19 protein-coding genes are annotated in these 17,140 nt (G+C 63.0%); 16 read left to right on the top strand and 3 right to left on the bottom strand.

Annotated elements, in window-relative coordinates:
• Positions 1 to 22: 22 nt before the first annotated feature.
• From fliJ to fliR, 9 genes are all read left to right on the top strand, one after another.
• Positions 23 to 487 (top strand): flagellar export protein FliJ, encoded by a 465-nt coding sequence (fliJ, locus tag ACK4HJ_RS17700; RefSeq protein ID WP_409834001.1) that lies wholly within the window; start codon positions 23 to 25, stop codon positions 485 to 487.
• 855 nt (positions 488 to 1,342) lie between these two features.
• A complete protein-coding gene (locus ACK4HJ_RS17695) occupies positions 1,343 to 1,822 on the top strand; it encodes a flagellar hook-length control protein FliK (protein WP_409833999.1) in 480 nt (159 codons plus the stop codon).
• Positions 1,823 to 2,107: 285 nt separating this feature from the next.
• Positions 2,108 to 2,692 carry a flagellar basal body-associated protein FliL gene (fliL, locus tag ACK4HJ_RS17690; protein ID WP_409833997.1) on the top strand — a complete coding sequence of 195 codons (585 nt, stop codon included), beginning with the start codon at positions 2,108 to 2,110 and terminating at the stop codon, positions 2,690 to 2,692.
• An 18-nt stretch (positions 2,693 to 2,710) separates the two neighbouring features.
• Positions 2,711 to 3,715, top strand: a complete 1,005-nt coding sequence (gene fliM / locus ACK4HJ_RS17685; RefSeq protein WP_409833995.1) for a flagellar motor switch protein FliM — start codon at positions 2,711 to 2,713, stop codon at positions 3,713 to 3,715.
• Positions 3,705 to 4,151 (top strand): flagellar motor switch protein FliN, encoded by a 447-nt coding sequence (fliN, locus tag ACK4HJ_RS17680; RefSeq protein ID WP_409833993.1) that lies wholly within the window; start codon positions 3,705 to 3,707, stop codon positions 4,149 to 4,151. Before fliM ends, fliN begins: the two co-directional genes overlap by 11 nt.
• A gap of 7 nt (positions 4,152 to 4,158) precedes the next feature.
• A complete protein-coding gene (locus ACK4HJ_RS17675; protein ID WP_409833991.1) occupies positions 4,159 to 4,527 on the top strand; it encodes a FliO/MopB family protein in 369 nt (122 codons plus the stop codon).
• 4 nt (positions 4,528 to 4,531) lie between these two features.
• Positions 4,532 to 5,293, top strand: coding sequence for a flagellar type III secretion system pore protein FliP (gene fliP, locus ACK4HJ_RS17670; protein ID WP_409834113.1), 762 nt, complete (start codon positions 4,532 to 4,534; stop codon positions 5,291 to 5,293).
• 16 nt (positions 5,294 to 5,309) lie between these two features.
• On the top strand, positions 5,310 to 5,579 hold the full coding sequence (gene fliQ, locus ACK4HJ_RS17665) for a flagellar biosynthesis protein FliQ (RefSeq protein ID WP_409833989.1): 270 nt from the start codon (positions 5,310 to 5,312) through the stop codon (positions 5,577 to 5,579).
• Positions 5,580 to 5,622: 43 nt separating this feature from the next.
• Complete coding sequence (fliR, locus tag ACK4HJ_RS17660; RefSeq protein ID WP_409833987.1) at positions 5,623 to 6,393, top strand: flagellar biosynthetic protein FliR; 771 nt, start codon at positions 5,623 to 5,625, stop codon at positions 6,391 to 6,393.
• 99 nt (positions 6,394 to 6,492) lie between these two features.
• Here fliR and ACK4HJ_RS17655 read toward each other — a convergent pair whose 3' ends face one another.
• Together ACK4HJ_RS17655 and ACK4HJ_RS17650 are read right to left on the bottom strand one after the other, a co-directional pair.
• Positions 6,493 to 7,122: a response regulator gene (locus ACK4HJ_RS17655; RefSeq protein WP_409833985.1), complete on the bottom strand. Its 630-nt coding sequence runs from the start codon at positions 7,120 to 7,122 to the stop codon at positions 6,493 to 6,495.
• Positions 7,119 to 8,234, bottom strand: a complete 1,116-nt coding sequence (locus tag ACK4HJ_RS17650) for an ATP-binding protein (protein WP_409833983.1) — start codon at positions 8,232 to 8,234, stop codon at positions 7,119 to 7,121. Before ACK4HJ_RS17650 ends, ACK4HJ_RS17655 begins: the two co-directional genes overlap by 4 nt.
• A 185-nt stretch (positions 8,235 to 8,419) precedes the next feature.
• On the opposite strand from ACK4HJ_RS17650, the gene ACK4HJ_RS17645 reads away from it, so the two are divergent.
• The 7 genes from ACK4HJ_RS17645 to ACK4HJ_RS17615 all read left to right on the top strand — a co-directional run bounded on the left by ACK4HJ_RS17645 (position 8,420) and on the right by ACK4HJ_RS17615 (position 14,928).
• Positions 8,420 to 8,866 carry a hypothetical protein gene (locus ACK4HJ_RS17645; protein WP_409833981.1) on the top strand — a complete coding sequence of 149 codons (447 nt, stop codon included), beginning with the start codon at positions 8,420 to 8,422 and terminating at the stop codon, positions 8,864 to 8,866.
• 49 nt (positions 8,867 to 8,915) lie between these two features.
• Complete coding sequence (locus ACK4HJ_RS17640) at positions 8,916 to 9,278, top strand: response regulator (RefSeq protein WP_409783904.1); 363 nt, start codon at positions 8,916 to 8,918, stop codon at positions 9,276 to 9,278.
• 40 nt (positions 9,279 to 9,318) lie between these two features.
• A complete protein-coding gene (locus ACK4HJ_RS17635; RefSeq protein WP_409833979.1) occupies positions 9,319 to 11,469 on the top strand; it encodes a chemotaxis protein CheW in 2,151 nt (716 codons plus the stop codon).
• A gap of 54 nt (positions 11,470 to 11,523) precedes the next feature.
• On the top strand, positions 11,524 to 12,012 hold the full coding sequence (locus ACK4HJ_RS17630) for a chemotaxis protein CheW (protein WP_409833978.1): 489 nt from the start codon (positions 11,524 to 11,526) through the stop codon (positions 12,010 to 12,012).
• A 108-nt stretch (positions 12,013 to 12,120) separates the two neighbouring features.
• The gene (locus ACK4HJ_RS17625) at positions 12,121 to 13,026 is read left to right on the top strand and encodes a CheR family methyltransferase (RefSeq protein ID WP_409833976.1); all 906 of its coding nucleotides are present in this window, start codon (positions 12,121 to 12,123) and stop codon (positions 13,024 to 13,026) included.
• 30 nt (positions 13,027 to 13,056) lie between these two features.
• Complete coding sequence (cheD, locus tag ACK4HJ_RS17620) at positions 13,057 to 13,815, top strand: chemoreceptor glutamine deamidase CheD (RefSeq protein WP_409833974.1); 759 nt, start codon at positions 13,057 to 13,059, stop codon at positions 13,813 to 13,815.
• Between the two features lie 15 nt (positions 13,816 to 13,830).
• On the top strand, positions 13,831 to 14,928 hold the full coding sequence (locus tag ACK4HJ_RS17615; RefSeq protein WP_409833972.1) for a chemotaxis response regulator protein-glutamate methylesterase: 1,098 nt from the start codon (positions 13,831 to 13,833) through the stop codon (positions 14,926 to 14,928).
• Positions 14,929 to 15,026: 98 nt separating this feature from the next.
• Here the strand turns inward: ACK4HJ_RS17615 and ACK4HJ_RS17610 are convergent, their stop codons facing one another.
• Positions 15,027 to 16,925: an ATP-binding cassette domain-containing protein gene (locus tag ACK4HJ_RS17610; RefSeq protein ID WP_409833971.1), complete on the bottom strand. Its 1,899-nt coding sequence runs from the start codon at positions 16,923 to 16,925 to the stop codon at positions 15,027 to 15,029.
• Positions 16,926 to 17,140: the final 215 nt, after the last annotated feature.

Raw genomic sequence — 17,140 nt, 5'->3', positions numbered from 1 at the left:
CGGTTGGCAGGACGTCATCACCATGTCCAACCTCAACGCTCTCATGGTTGCCGTCGAAGTGGCCAGCCGCAAGCGTGATGAAGCCCGCAAGGTGCTGCAGGACACGCAGGCTGCCCAGCAGGCTGCGCGGGACCAGCTGGACCAGCTGGAGGGCTACGCCCGCGAAACCGAGGCCCGCTGGGGCACCAAGGCCGATACGGTGCGGCAGCCCGAGGTGATGTACCACCACTACCAGTTCATGAACAGGCTGGGCCACGCCGCCAGTCTGCAAGGCAACGTGGTGGGTGAGCACGCAAACCGGGTGGATGGAGCCCGGCAGGCCCTGCTGGACGCCGAGCTTCGCCTGGCCAGCCTGCGCAAAGTGCTGGAAAAACGCCGCCAGGAGCTGACACTGCAGCAAATGCGCAGAGATCAGAAACAAACCGATGAACGGGCGGCCTTGCAATATCGCAACGCGTTGCAGGGCGCCGCCAGCCAGGAGTATTGAGCAATGGAACAGGCCAGAATTTCTTCCACCGGTAATGCGCACGCGCCACAGGCCACGCGCAACCCGCGCCAGGGCAGCGATGCCGCGGGGGCGGCGGCGCCCGGCGGCTTCCTCGCACTGCTGGCGGCGCTTGAGGGAGCGCCGATGACCGGCGCAGGTGCGGGAGGCGAGCCGGGCGGTGCGCTGGCGGGCTCCTCGGAAGCAAGCGATGGGTATCTGGCCTTGCCATCCGATGATGCCTCCGAGGTTTTGGACGCGGCCGCCATGGCGGCATGGCATGGATGGGTACCGCCAAGCGATGGCGCAGTCTCCCAGTCGCGGACCGCGGCGGCGCTTTCGGGGGACGAAGGAGCCGTGGTGTCAAGGTGGTCCGGCGCGTTGACGGGTGGGCAAGGTCAGCGCCAAGGCCTGGTGGCGGAAACGGCACAGCTGGACGGGGCCGCAGACACCCAGGCAGCGGGGTTGCAAGGACCCGTTGCCGGTTATGGAAGGATCCTCTCTCGCATGCAGAGTGCATTGGCGCAGCGCGGAACAGTCATGGGCGCCGGACCGTCCGATGCGACCGCGTCGGCACGTGCGGGAGCGGCGTCTGCAGTCCATCCCGCTGCTGTTGCGCATCAGGCGGCTGCATCCAACCCTTTCGGTGGCGATGGTGCGGCGTGGGCCGCCGCGCAGTCGGCGGGCCAAACCCAGGACCGCCCCGCAGGCGCAATGCCCAGCGCGCCATCCTCGATCGAGTCTGGGGCACAGGCTATTGCAGGCCTGGCGACCGGGGCCACGGCGCAAGGGGGCCATGCGCAGGGTGGAGGCAGGTCTGCAGACGGTGGACCGGGCGCAGGCACCTGGATGGCCGGAGTGGAAGGACCACACACGCAGGAGATGGAAGGCGTGGACGCCGCGGCCGTGTTTGGAGACCCTGCCCAGGCGGCCGCTGAAGACCAGGTCGCAGAACAAGTGACGTACTGGGTGAACCAGAAAACCCAGAATGCAGAACTGACGCTGCAGCGGGAGGGCCAGCCGGTGGAGGTTTCCGTGAGTTTGTCCGGCAATGAGGCCCATGTGACCTTTCGCAGTGATCAGGCGGAAACCCGCGAACTGCTTGACCGCAGCATGTCGCAACTGAGCGAGCTGTTGCGCAGCGAAGGCCTGGTGCTGTCGGGCATGTCGGTGGGGACATCTGCGCGCGACGGTGGTGGCGCAGGGGAGGCCGGGCAGCAGCGCCAGCGCGAAGGTGGCCGGCAGGCACAGGTGGTGTCGTCGGCCTCTGCAGCGGGCAATGCGGCTGCCGCGCGTGAGGGCGTAGCAAGGGACGGCACGGTCGACATTTTCGTGTAAGGCGGGGTGGCCGAGGGCGGGTGCCGATGGCTGGCCCGGTTCGCTGAGCCGATGCGATGAATCCTCGGTTGCTTCGGCTATGGCGGGCCTGCGTGGTCTGAGGGGTACCAGAGCTGCGGGGTGCCGAAGCTGAGTGGTGCACCAGAAGCGCGCGGACTACCGTGGTTTTGGGCTTTTATTCTGGCTATTATTGGTCGCCACCCCGGCCAATAATGGAGCAACCGGCTTGGCTTGCGTGCTGTTTGCGCAGGCGGGGCCTGCTCCCTACCGCAAGGAAACTGCATCGTGTCAGCCAATACCCCCGCAGCGGCTCCGGCCAAAAGCAAAAAAATGCTTGTGATCATCATCGGCGTGGTGTTGCTGCTGGTAGTGGGTGGCGGCGGTGCGGCATGGTTCATGACCCGGTCGCATGGCGATGACGAGGAGGGAGGCGGCGCTGCGGCTGCGCGCAAAGAGGCCCCCAAGGTTGCACCCACCTTCCTTGCCATGGAAAACATGGTCGTCAACCTGGCGGATCCCGGGGGCGACCGATTTGCCCAGATCGGCATCACGCTGGAGCTTGCCGATGCCAAAACATCAGAGCAGGTCAAACTCTACCTGCCCACCATTCGCAGCGGCATCCTCATGCTGATTTCGCAGCGCACATCCAGCGAACTGCTGCAGCGCGAAGGCAAGGAAAAGTTGGCAAACGACATCCTGCGAGAAGTCTCGCGCCCGTTGGGCTATTCGGTGCCGTCCGAACGCGCGCGTGCCCGCGCAGCGGCGGCGGAGAACGAAGAGGATGAGGACGAGGACCGGCCCGCGCGCCGGCGTGCGGAGCCGCGAAACCCGGTGCACCGCGTGCTCTTTTCCAGTTTCATCATCCAGTGACCCCGGCAAGGATCCGTCATGAGTGATTCATTTCTTTCGCAGGAAGAGGTCGATGCCCTTCTGGAGGGCGTTACAGGCGAGAGCCAGAAGTCCGTTGAAGAGGTGGCGGAGGCGGGCTCGGTACGCAACTACGACATTTCCAGCCAGGAGCGCATCGTCCGCGGACGCATGCCGACGATGGAAATCGTCAACGAGCGGTTCGCGCGCAATTTCCGCATCGGCCTGTTCAACTTCATCCGGCGCAGCCCCGAGATATCGGTGGGCACCGTGTCTGTGCAGCGTTACAGCGCCTTCCTGCGTGAACTGGCGGTCCCCACCAACTTCAACATCGTGGCCATCCGTCCCCTGCGCGGCAGCGGTTTGATCGTGTGCGAGCCGTCGCTGGTGTTCGGCATCATCGACACGCTGTACGGTGGAGTCGGCAAGTTCCAGACCCGCATCGAAGGGCGTGACTTTTCGCCCACCGAGCAGCGTGTCATCAACCGCCTGGTGGACGTGATCTGCGCGGAGTACAAAAAAGCTTGGCAAGGCATTTATCCGCTGGAGCTGGAATACCAGCGCTCGGAAATGCAGCCGCAGTTTGCCAACATCGCAACCCCCAGCGAGATTGTGGTGTCCACCGCCTTCCAGCTGGAGATTGGCGACCTGTCCGGCGCCATCCACATCTGCATGCCCTACGCCACGCTGGAACCGATCCGCGACGTGCTCTATTCGTCGACGCAGGGCGACTCCATCGAGGTGGACCGCCGCTGGGTGCGCGTTTTGACGCGCGAAATCCAGGCCGCCGAGGTGACCCTGGTGGCCGAGTTGGCCCGCGCCGACGCCACGGTGGAGCAGCTGTTGGCTATGAAGCCTGGCGACTTCATCGAGTTGGACCGCGAGCCGCGCATTCGCGCATCGATCGGAGGGGTTCCGATCTTCGAATGCCAGTACGGAACCCACAATTCAAAATACGCCATTCGCATTGAAGAGTGCCTGCGCAACGCAGACATGAGCTGGCTTGGAGAGAAAAATGTCAACTGAAGAAGACAACAAGGACGCCGGCGCAGAAGACCCGTTCGCGGGCTGGGCCGAAGCGCTGGAAGAGCAAAAGCGCACCGATGAAAAACCCGACGCCGCCGAGCAGGGCGGGCCGCTATCCGGCGATCCTGTGCGGCCGTTCTCTGGCGGCGGAAGCGGCGGAGACGGAACAGCCAACGACATCAACATGGTGCTGGACATCCCGGTCCAGCTCTCCGTGGAGCTGGGGCGCACCAAAGTCCCCATCAAATACATTCTTCAGCTCGCTCAGGGTTCCGTCGTCGAGCTGGACGCCCTGGCCGGAGAGCCCATGGACGTGCTGGTGAACGGCTACCTCATTGCCCAGGGCGAAGTGGTGGTGGTGAACGACAAGTTCGGTATCCGCCTGACCGACGTGGTAACACCCTCCGAACGCTTGCGCCGGGTCAGCCGTGGATAGCGGCAGCATGACCCAGACCCTGCTGGTGGTGGTGCTCTTCGTGGGCGCCATGGCCATGCTGCCCTGGTTGGTGCGGCGCATTCAGCAGCGGCAGGGTGCGGGCGGGCTAGCCGCCGGTGGCGCATCGCGAGTGCTGTCTGCCGTGGCGGTGGGGCCTCACCAGAGGGTGGTGACGGTCGAAGTGGGGCCCGAGCATGCGCGCACCTGGCTGGTGCTGGGGGTCACGGCACAAAGCGTAAGCTGCCTGTACACGATGCCTGCTTCATCGCAGCCGGGGGGGGCGTTGGCATCGCCGGCGGCCGTGCCCGGCCATCCCTCGTTTGCCCAGGAGATCGCTGTGGCGGTGGGCGATTCTGGAAAGTCGTCCCATGGTTGAGTCAATGCGGCGGAGGTTGCCGGGATCGAAGGCCGTTGCGCTGTGTCTTCTGGGGATGTTGTTCGCGCCCCTTACGGTCATGGCGCAATCGGGTGCATCGCTGCCGCTCGTGGTCGGCAGCGGCCCGGCGGGCACCAGCTATTCGGTGCCCATCCAGACCTTGCTGTTCTTCACAGCGCTTTCATTCCTGCCTGCCGTACTGCTCATGATGACGGGCTTCACGCGCATCGTCATTGTGTTGTCGCTGCTGCGCCAAGCGCTGGGCACCCAATCGGCACCGCCTAACCAGGTGATCATTGGCCTGTCGCTGTTCCTCACTTTTTTTGTGATGGGCCCCACGCTGGACCGCGTGTACCAGGACGCCTATGTGCCTTACACCACCAACGCCATCACTTTTGAGCAGGCACTGGAGCGGGCCGAGGCCCCGATGCGCAGCTTCATGCTCAAGCAGACCCGGCAGTCCGACTTCGCGTTGTTCTCCCGCCTTGCGCGGCTGGACCCGCAGGTGACGGCCGAGACCGCGCCGCTGAGGGTCATCGTGCCCGCGTTCGTCACCAGCGAGCTGAAGTCCGCCTTCCAGATAGGTTTCATGATCTTCATCCCGTTCCTTGTGATCGACATGGTGGTGTCCAGCATCCTGATGTCGCTGGGCATGATGATGCTGTCCCCGGTGCTCGTGGCGCTGCCGTTCAAGCTGATGCTTTTTGTGCTGGCGGATGGTTGGAACCTGCTGATCGGCTCACTGGCCGCCAGTTTCGTGCCCTGACAAGGAGAGCCTCGCCATGACCTCACAGATGGTGTTGACGATGGGGCGCGATGCCCTGACGCTGTTGTTGATGATTGCCATGCCCGTGCTGGGCGTTGTGATGGCCGTGGGCTTGCTCGTGAGCATCTTCCAGGCCGTCACCCAGATCCACGAGGCCACGCTGGCCTTTGTTCCCAAGCTGATTGCCGCCATGGTGGTGTTTGCGATTGCCGGGCCATGGATGCTGAGCACGCTGGTCGATTTCATCCGCCGAACCATCGAGTCCATTCCCTCGATGATTGGCTAGTCCCCTTGAGCCTGCAGCAGTCCGTTCAGCACGGGGCCTCGGCGTGATCACGTTTTCAGAAGCCCAGCTGGTCGCCTGGATCTCGCCGATCCTGTGGCCATTTCTGCGGGTGCTCGCCATGTTCTCGGTGGCCCCCATTTTTTCGATGCGCGTGGTGCCCATGCGGGTCAAGATCGGGCTTGCGTTTCTGGTGGCCGTGTGCGCGCAGGGCGTGCTGGGCGATCAGCCCGTGATCAGCGTGAACGACCGCGCGGCATTGGCGGCGGTGACGCAACAGGTGATGGTGGGGCTGGCCATCGGCTTTTCGGTACGCATTGTGTTTGCCGCTGTCGAAATGGCGGGTGAAGTGATCGGCCTGCAGATGGGCTTGAGCTTCGCTTCGTTCTTCGACCCCGCATCGAATGCGCAGCTCAGCGCCGTGGCGCGTTTCTTCGGGCACATGGCTCTGCTGCTCTTCATCGTCATCAACGGGCATTTGATGATCCTGATGGCGGTGGTCAAGAGTTTTGACCGGTTCCCGGTGAACGGTAACTTCATGGAGGCCCTGGGCCAGATGCGCCTGTACGAGCTGGGCGCTTGGATCTTTTCGAGCGCGCTGTGGATCGCCTTGCCGATGATCGCGCTGCTGTTGTTCGTGAACCTCACTATGGGCATCATCTCGCGCGTAGCGCCCCAGATGAACATCTACGCCGTGGGTTTCCCGGTCACGCTCACCGTTGGCCTGCTGGGCATCGCGGCCACCTTGCCCATGCTGGAGCAGCCCGTGCTGGCGTTGTTGCAGCGCTCCATCGACCTGTTCGGTGGCGGACGGTGAATGCTGCAAATATGATAGCTGGTAGCGCTTGATTTAAAATGATTTCAAGCGCCTAGGGGGCTAGAAGCGCCTGAAGACAAGCGCTGCCAGCTATCTTTTTCATACCAACTGGTTGCGGATGGCGTAAACCGTCAACTCCGCGTTGTTGGTGAGCTTGAGCTTTTCCAGCACGCGCGCCCGATACACGCTCACCGTCTTGGGGCTCAGCATCAGCTCTTCGGCAATGTCTGACAGCCTGCGGCCGGAGGCAATCTTCACCAGCGTCTGCAGTTCGCGCTCTGACAAGGTGGTGTGCGGAGCTTCCGGCGTGGGTTGTGCCAAGCTGTCTGCCAGCATCTGGGCCACCTCGGGGGTCAGATACTTCTTGCCCTGCATCACGGTACGCACTGCGGCAATCAACTCCACTGGGTCGCCCGCCTTGTTGGCATAGCCTTGCGCACCGGCTTTCAGGCAGCGCAGCGCGTACTGGTCCTCGGGGTACATGGAGACGATCAGCACCTTGATGCTGGAATGGGTCTCGCGCAGGCTGGTCAGCACTTCGATGCCGCTGCGGCCCGGCATGTTCAGGTCCAGCAGGAGGACATCGCAAGCGGCGGTCCGCAGCACATTCCGCAGCTCTGAATATCCGCCGGCTTCGCCCGTCACCTGAATGTCGGGGGCTTCCGTGAGGGTGTCGCGAATGCCGCGCCTCAACACGGCGTGGTCGTCACACAGGACCACATGAATCACTGGACATCTCCCGTATCGGTTGGCAATGCGGGCGATGTTAGCGGCACCGACAGAATGACCGATGTCCCGTGGCCGCGACGGCTGCTGATGTCCAGCCAGCCGCCCACGGTGCGCGCCCGCTCCTGCAGCCCTTTCAGCCCAAAGGCCTTGGGCTTGTCGCGCGCCTGCTCCAGGTCCATGCCCCGGCCGTTGTCGGAAACCTCCAGCGTCAGCACGTCTTCCTTGTCAGACAGATCAATCTCCACCCGGGAGCACTCGGCGTGTTTGGAGATGTTCGTCAGCGCCTCCTGGGCGGTGCGGTAGGCGACCAGCTGGATGTCGGGCGGCGTATGCAGCGTGTCGCTGCTGGCATGCACGCGCGCAGGCACTCCTGTGCGCCGCTCAAAGCCGGCGGCCAGCCATTGCACTGCAGCCACCAGGCCCTGCTCCAGGATGGGCGGCCGCAGGTTCATCATGATGCGTTGGCTAGCGCCAATGGCATGCTGCAGCATCTCGGCGGCCGATGCGGCATGGGCCTGCATCTCCGCATCAACGCTATGGCGCCCGATCCATGCCACATCAAAGCGCACGGCCGTCAGCGCCCCTCCAATGTCGTCATGGATCTCCCGTGCAATGGAGGCGCGCTCCTGCTCGATGGATGACTGCAGGTGCTCCGTCAACTCGGCCAGCCGGCGCTGCGACGCCCCCAGCTCGGCCACGGCCAGGTCGTGAGCGCGCCGGGCTTCGTGTACCTCCAGCGCACGCGCCACCACGTGGGGCAGCCGGGACATGTCTTCCTTGAGCAGATAGTCGGCGATGCCCAGTCGCATCGCATCGACTGCTGCAGCTTCGCCAATAGCGCCCGAAAGCAGGATGAAAGGCGGGTGGTGCGGCTTTTGCGCAACATGAGCCCAGGCGTCCAGCGCCGTGAATCCAGGCAATCGGTAGTCTGCCAATATGACGTCGAAGGGCTGGGAGTCGGTCAGGTGCTGGAACTCGGTGAGCGAGTCCACACGGGTGATGTGAAGCAACAGCCCTGAGCGGCGCAGGGTGCGGGCAGCCAGATCATGATCGGCCAATGAATCTTCCAAATGGAGAATGTTCAATGCCTGGTCCGGTGCTATGGTGACCATAGGAGCGCTATCATAGGATACAAATTGGAACAAACAAGGGTGTTTGTCCGGTTGGGATGGTTTCGGTGCCAGCGTCAAATGGGCGCAGGCGCTCTGATTCGCGAGAGGGTCCGAGTGCTGTTGTGCAGGTATCGTAGTCCTGTGTTTTTGCGTGTTTTGCTGCTGCGTGCTGCGATGGAGAAACGATGCAATCTACGCTAACAACGTCTGGAGGACCTGCTGTCCAGGTTCCCGTCATGGTGGCGGCAGAACTGCAGGACTCCTTGCTGGTGGTCATGCACGATCTTCACCGGCTGGAAGGATTGCTCAATCATGCAACAGACAACCTGCTGGAGCGTTTTGGCGAGGCCAATGCGGCCTTGTCGGACGCTGTGGTGGCCGATACGCCAGAGCTGGTGGCAGCGCGTGCAGCACTGCGGAGTGCGGTGACAGAGCTGCAGTTCCAGGACATGGCCTCCCAACTCATCTGGCACACCACGAAAGTGCTGCAGGGGTGCGCCTTCCGGCTCGCCTCTGAGGCCATGGGCCACGAGGAGGGCGAGGAGGCCGCGCCTTTTGCGGAGATGGCGCCCGACCGGCCCAACCCGGTGACGCAAAGCGAGATGGACGCAGGTTCGGTCGACCTGTTTTGACGATCAGATCCCTGGTTAACCTATATATTCAAGTCAGTTGGAGCCTTACATGCAATCGATCCTTGCCGTAGATGATTCACCCTCCATGCGAAAAATGGTGTCGTTCACCCTGACGGGTGCGGGCTACCACGTGGTGGAGGCGGTGGACGGACAGGACGCGCTGGAGAAGGCTGAGAGCCACGACATCGACTTGGTGCTGGCCGACCAGAACATGCCGCGGCTTGACGGCATCGGGCTGACCCGCAAGCTGCGCGAGCACCCCAAGTTCAAGACGATTCCCATCCTGATCCTGACCACCGAGTCCAGCGACCAGATGAAACAGGCGGGCCGCACGGCGGGCGCCACAGGCTGGCTGGTGAAGCCGTTCGATCCCAATCGCCTGATTGAAGTCATCCAGAAAGTGATCCGTTAGGCCCGACGGACGCTCATCAGCCAGTACACAGGAGCCCACCATGGCGGAAACCTACCAAGAAGGATCAGGAGGCGGCGCAGACTTCGACCTGAGCCAGTTCTACCAGATCTTTTTCGAAGAAGCGGGCGAGAACCTCGACCAGATGGAGCAGATGCTCCTGAATCTGGACCTGACCAACGCCGACGACGAAGAACTCAACGGCATCTTCCGGTGCGCCCACTCGATCAAGGGCGGCTCGGCCACCTTCGGTTTTTCGGACGTTGCCGAACTGACGCACCAGATGGAGTCCTTGCTGGACCGCCTGCGCCGCCATGAGCTGCAGCCCATCCCACAAATGGTGGATGTGCTGCTGGAGTCTGCAGACGCCTCGCGCAGCCTGCTCGCGCGCCACCAGGCGGGTGGCCAGGGAGAAGCCGTATCCACTACCTCGCTGGTCCACCGCATCAGCGAACTTGCTGCAGGCCGTGTGCCCGCTGAAGCCCCTGCATCTGCGCCTCCCCCACCGCCTGCGGCCCCGGCGCCCGCGCCTGTGGCAGCCGCCGTACCGGCGCCAGCCGCCAGCAAAGCTGCAGTCGCCGGACAGCCGCGCCAGATTGAAATCCAGGTCGGCCCGCTGGAGCGCCTGGAGCAGGCCGACGCGATCAAGGAGCTGTTCCGCGACATCCCCGGCCTCGGCACCATCCGCGATTTGCCGGCCACCCAGCCCAATACCCGCGTGTTTGCGGTAGAGACATCGTCCACACAGGACGACCTGCTCGACCTGTTTGCCTTTCATGTGTCCAAGGAGCAGGTGCAGTTCCGCGACGCGTCTGCAGCGCCTGCCGCCGTAGATGCACCCGTCGACGACGAGCCGACGGTGGTGGCCGAGGGCTCGGGCTCTGAGACACCCTATGGTTTCTTCAATGGCGCGCCGGGCGCGCCGCACGCCGATGGATCTCCAGGGGCAGCCGCAGCCGCCTCGCAGCCTGCCAAGGCAGCGTCCAAGGCGGCCTCGGCTGAACCCAAGGCGGCCATGCAGGCGCAGATGGAGTCAACCACCATACGGGTGGACGTAAAGAAGGTTGATCAGCTCATCAACCTAGTGGGCGAACTGGTGATCACGCAGGCGATGCTGGCCCAGAACAGCCGGGGGCTGGACGCGGGTGCCTACCAGCAGTTGCTGGCGGGGCTTACCGACCTGGACCGCAACACGCGGGACCTGCAGGAGTCGGTCATGTCGATCCGCATGATCCCCATGTCCATCGTGTTCAGCCGCTTTCCCCGCATGCTGCGCGACCTGGCCAACAAGCTGGGTAAGAAGGTTGAGCTGGTCACCCTGGGTGAAGCCACAGAGCTGGACAAGGGGCTGGTGGAAAAGATCACCGATCCTCTGACCCACCTTGTGCGCAACAGCTGTGACCACGGCATCGAAATGCCTGCCGACCGTCTGGCCAAAGGAAAGTCCGAGCACGGCACCATCACCCTCTCGGCCTCGCACCAGGGCGGCTCGATCGTGATCGAGGTGCGCGACGACGGCCGCGGGTTGTCGCGCGAGAAGATTTTGAAGAAGGCGCAGGAGCGCGGCCTTGACGTATCCGAGCAGATGAGCGATGCCGAAGTCTGGCAGCTGATTTTTGCGCCCGGGTTCTCCACCGCCGAAGAGGTGACGGATGTGTCGGGACGCGGCGTCGGCATGGACGTCGTCAAGCGCAACATCGCCGCACTCAACGGCTCGGTGGAGATCGACTCCGCCGAAGGCTATGGCATGAAGGTGTCCGTGCGTCTGCCGCTCACACTTGCCATCATGGACGGCATGTCGGTGGGCGTGGGCGAAGAGGTCTACATCCTGCCGCTGTCGTCGGTGGTGGAATCCTTCCAGGTCAATGCCGACGACGTCAGCACCGTTGCCCAGGGCTCACAACTGGTAAAGGTGCGCGACGAGTACATGCCTGTCATTGCCCTGGAGAAGATCTTCCAGGTGCCGCGCTTCGACCTCAACAAATCGAGCAACATCATGGTGGTGGTGGAGGCCGACGGCAGCCGTGTGGCGCTGTTGGTGGATGAACTGCTGGGGCAGCACCAGGTGGTGGTCAAGAACCTCGAAACCAACTACCGCAAGGTTCCGAATGTGTCAGGCGCCACCATCCTGGGGGATGGAACCGTGGCCCTGATTCTGGACACCGGCGGCTTGGTGCGCCGAGCCCGCCATTAGAGCCAAACACGGGCGCGCGCGGCGCGTCGTGTGGTCAAGAAAGGAGAATGCACCATGAGTGTGATGGGGAAAGCAACAGAAGCCGCACCGGCAGGCGCGCGTGAATACCTCACGTTCCGCCTCGACCAGGAAGAGTACGGCATCGATATTCTGAAGGTGCAGGAAATCCGGGGCTATGAGCCGCCCACCCGCATTGCCAACGCGCCCGATTTCATCAAGGGCGTGGTCAACCTGCGCGGCACGATTGTTCCCATCGTGGACATGCGCATCAAGTTCAACTGCGCCCAGGCGGACTACAACAGCTTTACGGTGGTGATTATCCTCAACCTGCGCAATCGGGTTGTGGGGATCGTGGTGGATTCTGTGAGTGACGTGATGGAGCTGACCCCCGAGAGCATCCGGTCGGCCCCCGATATCGAGAGCGCCATCGACAACAGCTGCATTCTGGGGCTGGGTTCGGTGGGTGAGCGTATGTTGATATTGCTGGACATCGAGAAGCTCATGTCCAGCTTAGACATGGGGCTGGTGACCGCCAACGAGTGAGACACATGCGCCCTGGAAGACCGCCGGGGCGGTCTAGGTGCGTGGCAGGTCGCAAGTGCCGCTTGACGGCCTCTTGGAGCGAACAGGATTTCCTTTCGGACGATCAATATGGCCCATTCCTCCAGCGTCTCCTCTTCTGCCCGATCCGCCGCGCCCAGGGTGGATCCGGCATATGCCGCGGCTGCCGCTCCTTCCGGGCCACTCGCGCAGGGACGGGAGTTCGTCTGGACCAACGCTGATTTCGCGCGTGTGCAGGCGCTGATTTACCAGCGCGCAGGCATCAGCTTGCACGACGGGAAACATGCCATGGTCTACAGCCGCCTGTCGCGGCGGTTGCGTGACACGGGGCACACCAGTTTTCACGACTATCTGGGCTGGCTGGAGACGCACGATGGCCCCGAGTGGCAGGAGTTCGTGAACGCGCTCACCACCAATCTGACGGCGTTCTTCCGCGAGCAGCACCACTTCGAGATATTCGCTTCGCATCTGCGTGCCAAGCCCACGGCCAATTGGCGTGTCTGGTGCAACGCGGCGTCCACGGGCGAAGAGCCGTACTCCATCGTGATGACGGCTTTTGAGGCGCTGGGGGCGAACGCGTCCTTCAAGCTGACTGCGAGCGATATTGACTCCCGCGTGCTGGCCACGGCGTCGCAAGGCGTGTACCGGCTGGACGCACTGAAGGGCCTGAGCCCGGAGCGCCTGCAAAAATTCTTTCTGCGTGGCAAGGGAAGCAATGCCGGCATGGTGCGGGCCAAGCCGGAGCTGCGGCGGATGATCGATTTCATGAGCGTCAACTTGATCCGGGACGACTGGCCGTTCAAGGAGCCGTTCGACGTGGTGTTCTGCCGTAACGTAATGATCTATTTCGACGCGCCCACCCAGCGGCGGGTGTTGGAGAGGATTCACCGGGTGCTGAAGCCGGGCGGCATGCTGTTTGTGGGACATGCCGAGAATTTCAGCGAGTCCCGCGATCTTTTCACCCTGCGTGGCAAGACGGTGTACGAACGCCGTTGACCTGTCCGTGTTGTCCAGCCGTACGCACCCATGACCAATCTCCCACCAGGCGCATCGCCCTCCACGTTCTCCGGCACTGCTGGCGCGCCGGGCGCGCCCGAGCGCCGCAGGGCCCCCCGCATCGCCCCGCTGAGCGCAGACATCTACGCAGGAGGCGCTGCGCCTGTACGCGAGTCCTCCCTGCAAGAGCTGAAAGCGCGCGCCCGCAAGCCCGGAGAGGCGTCATTCTTTTACCTGGACCACCATTTCCAGCACAACTCCGTGAAGGTGTTGCCGGGCGAATACTTTGTGGCCGATGAGAGCCTGGTCATCATGACAGTGCTCGGGTCGTGCATTGCAGCCTGCCTGTGGGACAGCCGCGCGCGTGTGGGGGGCATGAACCATTTCATGCTGCCCGATGGGGATCTGGCCGATGCGTCCGGGCGCTATGGTTCGTACGCGATGGAGTTGCTCATCAACGAAATGCTCAAACTCGGTGCGCGGCGTGAGACGATGCAGGCCAAGATATTCGGCGGCGCGCAGGTCATGCACAACTTCACGACCATGAACGTGGGCGAGCGCAACACCAACTTCGTGCTGAACTACCTGCACACGGAGCGTATTCCCATCGTGTCTGAAGATGTGCTCGACATCTATCCGCGCAAGGTGGTGTTTTTCCCGGTGACGGGCAAGGCCATGGTTAAGCGGCTGGCCCACGCCCACCCCGAGGCGCTCGTGGCCCAGGAAGTTCGCGGCAATGCCGCTACCGTGGCCAAGACCACCTCCGGCGGTTCTGTGGATCTGTTTTGAAAAAGGTGTGAGTTGATGAGCAGGAAAATCCGGGTGATCGTGGTGGACGATTCGGCGCTGGTCCGGAGTCTGCTGTCGGAGATCATCAACCGGCAGCGGGACATGGAGTGCATTGGCACGGCCAATGACCCCTTGATTGCGCGCGAGATGATCCGCGAGCTCAACCCCGACGTCATCACGCTTGATGTCGAAATGCCGCGCATGGACGGCATTGATTTTCTGGGGCGCCTCATGCGCCTGCGGCCCATGCCGGTGCTTATGATTTCTACCCTGACCGAGCGCGGCGCCGAGGTGACCATGAAGGCGCTGGAACTGGGCGCTGTCGATTTTGTCGCCAAGCCGCGTGTGGGCCTGGCCAGCGGGCTGAACGAGCTGGCGGCGCAAATCGTGGACAAGATCCGGGTTGCCGCCGTCGCTCAAGTGCGCCGGGCGCCCGTTCGTGAGGCGGCCCCTGCCGGCCATCCGGGCGCCGGGGGCGCCGCTGTGCCGGCCACCACGCTGCTGGGTCGGCTGTCTACCGAGAAACTTATCTGCATCGGGGCCTCCACCGGCGGCACAGAGGCGATCAAGGAGGTGCTGGTGCACATGCCGGCAGACTCCCCGGCAATCGTCATCACGCAGCACATGCCTCCCGGGTTTACCACCAGTTTTGCAGCGCGTTTGAACGGGCTGTGCCAGATCACGGTGAAGGAGGCGGTCAACGGAGAGCGCATCCTGCCAGGCCATGCCTATATTGCGCCCGGCGGCACCCAGTTCCGCGTGGCGCGCAGCGGCGCGAACTATGTGGCGGTGGTGGACGACGGCCCGCCCGTGAACCGACACAAGCCCTCCGTCGAGGTGCTGTTCAAATCTGCAGCTGCTGTGGTGGGGCGCAATGCGTTTGGCGTCATGCTCACCGGCATGGGCAACGATGGCGCAGCAGCCATGCGTGAGATGAAGGACGCCGGCAGCTACAACTATGTGCAGGACGAAGCGACCTGCATCGTTTTTGGCATGCCCCGCGAAGCCATTGCCCATGGTGCGGCAGATGAGGTTCTGCCATTGGGTCAAATTGCGCCCGCGTTGATCACCCGCCTGCGCGGTGCCACCGATCGCCTGCACCACCGCATCTGAGCGATCTGGCCTCAACCTCCCGCAGTGAGCTGGCCGCTGCGCGTCGTTTTCCGGGGCTGGCGAAGCGCGGAAGGTGCCCCGTCACGGGCCGGAGTCGGTCAGGCTGACAGGGCGGTCCACCGCTCCAGTGCCGCCATCAACTCGTCTTCAATGGCTGCCGCCCGGGAGGTCATGGCCGTGGCGCGGGCCGGGTCGGTGCTGTAAAGCGTGCCATCGGCCAGCGCTTGCTGCAGCGTCTGCTGTTCGGCTTCAAGCCCTGCGATCAGGTCCGGAAGCTGGTCCAGTTCCCGCTGTTCCTTGTAGCTAAGCTTCTTTTTTGATAGCTGCTCGCGCTTGCTGGATAAGCGCTGGGTGCCATTTTCATCGGTATTTTCAGGTGCTGCCTTGCTAGGGGCGGTGGGAGGCGCCGCCAAGGCGCGGCTCCGTTTGGACTGCAGCAGCCAGTCCTGCACGCCGCCTTCGTATTCGCGCCAGAGCCCGTCGCCCTCAAACGCAATGGTGCTGGTGACCACGTTGTCGAGAAATGTACGGTCGTGGCTGACCAGGAAGACTGTGCCTTCATAGTTCTCTAGCAGTTCTTCCAGCAGGTCCAGTGTGTCGATATCCAAGTCGTTAGTGGGTTCGTCAAGAACCAGCACGTTGGCCGGGCGCGCGAACAGGCGCGCCAGCAGCAGCCGGTTCCGCTCTCCCCCAGAGAGAGAGCGCACAGGCGAGTGAGCGCGCGCAGGCGAGAAGAGAAAATCGCTGAGATAACTTTTCACATGCTTGCGCTGGGTGCCGATCTCAATCCACTCGCTACCCGGGCTGATGAAGTCTTCCAACGTCGCATCCAGATTGACGGCGTGTCGCATCTGGTCAAAGTAGGCCACCTGCAGGTTGGCTCCCTGGCGAATGGTCCCGCTGTCGGGCGCCAGCTCGCCCAGAATCATCTTGAGCAGTGTGGTCTTGCCCGCACCGTTCGGGCCAATCAGACCCACCTTGTCACCCCGCAGGATCGTGCCGGTGAAGTTGCGCACGATGGTCTTCTCCCCAAAAGCTTTGCTCACGCCTTCCAGTTCGGCAACGATCTTCCCCTGGTAGCCGTTCGACCCACCAGTGGCTACGTCCATGCGGACACTGCCCACCACGTCCCGGCGTGCCTCGCGGCGTGCCCGCAATTGCTCCAGCCGCGTGATGCGGCTTTGGCTGCGCGTGCGGCGGGCCTCCACGCCTCTGCGAATCCATACTTCTTCCTGCGCAAGCAGCTTGTCCGCCTTGGCGGCAATCACGGCTTCTTGCGCGAGCTGCTCTTCCTTTTGCAGCAAGTACTGCGCAAAGTTGCCTGGATAAGAGCGAAGCTGCCCACGGTCGAGCTCCACGATGCGGGTGGCGATGCGGTCGAGAAATGCGCGGTCGTGGGTGATGGTGACAACACTGCCTGGAAAGTCGATCAGCAAGTCTTCGAGCCACTCGATGGAGTCCAAGTCCAGATGGTTAGTGGGCTCATCAAGAAGCAAAACATCCGGCCGGGCGACCAGCGCTTGCGCCAGCGCAACCCGTTTCTTCGTCCCGCCGGACAGCGTGCCTACGATCGCGTTGGGATCCAGGTGGAGACGCTGCAGAGTCTCTTCCACGCGTTGCTCCCAGTTCCATGCATCGTAGGCTTCGATCTCCGACTGAAGAGCGTCCAGATCCAGCCCCTCGGCTCCAGAGAGGTAGAGGTCGCGGACGGCAATCACGCGCTGGAGACCTTCGGACGCCGCCTTGAAAATCGTGGCGGAGGCATCCAGCGCGGGCTCTTGCGCTACGAACGCAATTCGCACACCCTGCTGAACCTGCAGCGAACCATCGTCGGGCTTGGCCAGCCCGCCCAGAATCTTGAGCAAGGAGGACTTGCCAGCCCCATTGCGGCCGATGAGGCCGACCCGCTCGGCGGCCTCTAGAGAGAAACCTGTATGGTCTAGCAGTGCGACGTGCCCGAAAGCGAGTTGGGCGTCCAGTAAGGTGATAAGTGCCATAAGGACGGGATTATCGGCGCCATGTCTTTCAGGGGCTCTGGAAGAGCTACAGGGCACGCGCGCTCGGCAGCGTATTCTTGGACAGGTCACCTAACAGGCTGTTGAAATTCACTACTTGCCACCGAACGCCCCCGCTTTAAGTTGAAGGCGCTCAGCAAACGGCTTGTTTGACCAACCCTTGATACCGCTTCGCGGTGGGCATCGGCCGCTCTTTA

The sequence above is a fragment of the Acidovorax sp. genome, assembly GCF_046294525.1.
Lineage (GTDB): Bacteria > Pseudomonadota > Gammaproteobacteria > Burkholderiales > Burkholderiaceae_C > Acidovorax.
The sequence above is the reverse complement of the archived record's forward strand: the minus strand, read 5'-3'. Positions and strand labels throughout refer to the sequence as shown.

Coding starts and splice junctions, on each gene's coding strand:
- fliN (WP_409833993.1), top strand. CDS start 3,705: ATGTCAACTGAAGAAGACAACAAGGACGCCGGCGCAGAAGACCCGTTC.
- fliJ (WP_409834001.1), top strand. CDS start 23: ATGTCCAACCTCAACGCTCTCATGGTTGCCGTCGAAGTGGCCAGCCGC.
- ACK4HJ_RS17630 (WP_409833978.1), top strand. CDS start 11,524: ATGAGTGTGATGGGGAAAGCAACAGAAGCCGCACCGGCAGGCGCGCGT.
- ACK4HJ_RS17645 (WP_409833981.1), top strand. CDS start 8,420: ATGCAATCTACGCTAACAACGTCTGGAGGACCTGCTGTCCAGGTTCCC.
- ACK4HJ_RS17610 (WP_409833971.1), bottom strand. CDS start 16,925: ATGGCACTTATCACCTTACTGGACGCCCAACTCGCTTTCGGGCACGTC.
- ACK4HJ_RS17650 (WP_409833983.1), bottom strand. CDS start 8,234: ATGGTCACCATAGCACCGGACCAGGCATTGAACATTCTCCATTTGGAA.
- fliP (WP_409834113.1), top strand. CDS start 4,532: ATGCGGCGGAGGTTGCCGGGATCGAAGGCCGTTGCGCTGTGTCTTCTG.
- fliM (WP_409833995.1), top strand. CDS start 2,711: ATGAGTGATTCATTTCTTTCGCAGGAAGAGGTCGATGCCCTTCTGGAG.
- ACK4HJ_RS17675 (WP_409833991.1), top strand. CDS start 4,159: ATGACCCAGACCCTGCTGGTGGTGGTGCTCTTCGTGGGCGCCATGGCC.
- fliQ (WP_409833989.1), top strand. CDS start 5,310: ATGACCTCACAGATGGTGTTGACGATGGGGCGCGATGCCCTGACGCTG.
- ACK4HJ_RS17640 (WP_409783904.1), top strand. CDS start 8,916: ATGCAATCGATCCTTGCCGTAGATGATTCACCCTCCATGCGAAAAATG.
- ACK4HJ_RS17615 (WP_409833972.1), top strand. CDS start 13,831: ATGAGCAGGAAAATCCGGGTGATCGTGGTGGACGATTCGGCGCTGGTC.
- cheD (WP_409833974.1), top strand. CDS start 13,057: ATGACCAATCTCCCACCAGGCGCATCGCCCTCCACGTTCTCCGGCACT.
- ACK4HJ_RS17625 (WP_409833976.1), top strand. CDS start 12,121: ATGGCCCATTCCTCCAGCGTCTCCTCTTCTGCCCGATCCGCCGCGCCC.
- ACK4HJ_RS17635 (WP_409833979.1), top strand. CDS start 9,319: ATGGCGGAAACCTACCAAGAAGGATCAGGAGGCGGCGCAGACTTCGAC.